The 2,350-nt window shown below is 63.4% G+C and carries 1 protein-coding gene; it reads left to right on the top strand.

Going from position 1 to position 2,350, the window contains the following annotated elements; translation table 11 throughout:
* Positions 1-124: 124 nt before the first annotated feature.
* A complete protein-coding gene (locus VGD20_RS05715; protein ID WP_331133526.1) occupies positions 125-2,146 on the top strand; it encodes a glycoside hydrolase family 97 protein in 2,022 nt (673 codons plus the stop codon).
* The last annotated feature ends 204 nt before the right edge of the window (positions 2,147-2,350 follow it).

The following is a 2,350-nucleotide window of genomic DNA, read 5'->3' as shown; positions in this document are numbered from 1 at the left end:
GGCCACATCCCGGAGGCGCTGCGCGGCGCGCTCGGGACGATGCGCCCTGCCGACCGCACGGCATTGCGCCAGAAGATTGCCGCCGCCTTCCGCAAATGATCCTCCCCCCGAAAGAGATTTGTCCATGAAATTAAAGACGTTCCTGATGTTTGGCCTCTCGATGTCGGCGATCGCCTCGCCCGCTGCGGCACGCGAATGCGTGCAGTCGCCGGGCAAGCTGCTCGAGCTTTGCGTGTCGATCGAGGGCGGCGAGGCGCGCTATGAGGTGAAGCGTGGCGACACGGTCGTGATCGCGCCGTCGCGTCTCGGGCTCGCGTTCGCGGGCGAAGCCGACCCGCGCTACGCCGCGCTTGGCGACGTCAGGCGTTCGGCGTCGGATACGACGTGGGAACAACCATGGGGCGAGCAGCGTCTGATCCGCGACAATCACAGCGAGCTGAAGGTGACCCTTGCGGGGGACACCCCGCTCAGCAAGACCGTCGGCGTCACCTTCCGCCTCTTCGACGACGGCTTCGGCTTCCGTTATGATTATGGCGCGATCCCTGCGGGACAACCCGTCGCGGTCACCGCCGACCATAGCCAGTTCCGTACCGTCGGCGCCTGGCAGGCGTGGTGGTATGAAGGGCTGGGGCAGGAACGCGACGAATATCTTTACAAGCAGACCGACGCGCGGCGCGTGACGCTCGCCGAAACCCCGCTGACGCTGAAGGGCGACAATGGCCTCTATCTGAGTTTTCACGAAGCGGCGCTCGTCGACTTCCCCTCGATGCTGCTCGAAGGCGATGGCGCGGGAACCTATAATGCCTGGCTGATGCCGTGGCCCGACGGCACGCTCGCGAAAAAGACCGGATCGTTCACGACGCCGTGGCGCACCGTACTTGTCGGCGACAGCCCTGCAGCGCTGGCCGACAGCCGCATCACGTTGAACCTCAACGAGCCCAATATGCTTCCCGATGTCGGCAAATGGTTCAAGCCGGGCAAATATGTCGGCGTCTGGTGGGAAATGCACCTCGAGAAATCGACATGGGGCAGCGGGCCGAAGCATGGCGCGACCACGGCGAATGTGAAGCGCTATATCGACTTCGCGGCGAAATATGGTTTCAACGGCGTCCTCGTCGAAGGCTGGAACAAGGGCTGGGATGGCGACTGGATCGCGAACGGCGACAAGTTCAGCTTCACCGAAGCCTATCCGGATTTCGACCTCGCCGCGATCACCCGTTACGGCAAGAGCAAGGGGGTCGGGCTGATCGGTCACCATGAAACCGGCGGCGCAATCGAAAATTATGCGCGCCAGCTCGACGATGCGCTGAAGCTTTATGCGGACAATGGCGTCGCGGCGATCAAGACCGGCTATGTTCGCCACAGCGGGACGATCGTCGATGGCGCGGGCGGGCTGCAATGGTTCGCCGGCCAATATGCGGTGCGCCACCATCTCGATGTCGTCAAGCGTGCCGCGAAGCATCATATCGTCATCGATACGCACGAGCCGGTCAAGGACACCGGCCTTCGCCGGACCTGGCCGAACTGGGTCAGCCGCGAGGGCGCGCGCGGGCAAGAGTTCAACGCCTGGGGCAATCCGACCAACCCGCCCGAGCATATGGCGATCCTGCCTTTCACGCGCCTGCTCGCGGGCCCGATGGACTTCACGCCCGGCATCTTCGACATTGCGCGCGGCGGCAAGGAGCTGATGCGGCGGGTGCAATCGACACTCGCGACGCAGCTGGCGGAATATGTCGTCGTCTATTCGCCGATCCAGATGGCGGCGGACCTGCCCGAAAATTACGAGCAGCGCCTCGATGCCTTTCAGTTCATCCGCGACGTCCCCGCCGACTGGGAGACCTCGAAAACCCTGCAGGGTGCGATCGGCGACTATGTGGTCGTTGCGCGGCAACAGCGCGGGAAGGGCGACTGGTATCTTGGCGCCATCACCGACGAGGAAGCGCGGACGCTCGAACAACCGCTCGCTTTCCTTCCCGCCGGAAGGCGCTTCGAAGCGCAGATTTATGCGGATGGTCCCGGTGCCGATTATCGCACCAATCCCGAGGCGCTGATGATCGAGAAGCGCAACGTGACGCGTTCTGACACGCTGACGCTCTCGCTTGCCCCCGGTGGCGGCACGGCGATCCGTTTCCGCCTTCTCGACTAGGCGAGTGACATGCGTCTTCGTGTCCGTAGCTTTTGTCTGTAAGTGGCCGGTTCGCGTTCGGTCGATCCACCTCGTTCAGCCAGATGACCGGGCAACGTCAGCTCTTGGCGTTCGCAAGCCAAAAGCTGACTGGCCGCTATCGGTCACCTAATTGGTTCGCCGCAAGCGGGTCAGATCGAGCACAAACCAGCTTCCGTCGCGTTT

It is taken from the genome of Sphingopyxis sp. (genome assembly GCF_036402335.1).
In the GTDB taxonomy this organism is placed as follows: Bacteria; Pseudomonadota; Alphaproteobacteria; order Sphingomonadales; family Sphingomonadaceae; genus Sphingopyxis.
Note: the sequence above shows the minus strand (reverse complement) of the source record. Positions and strands in the feature narration are given on the sequence as shown.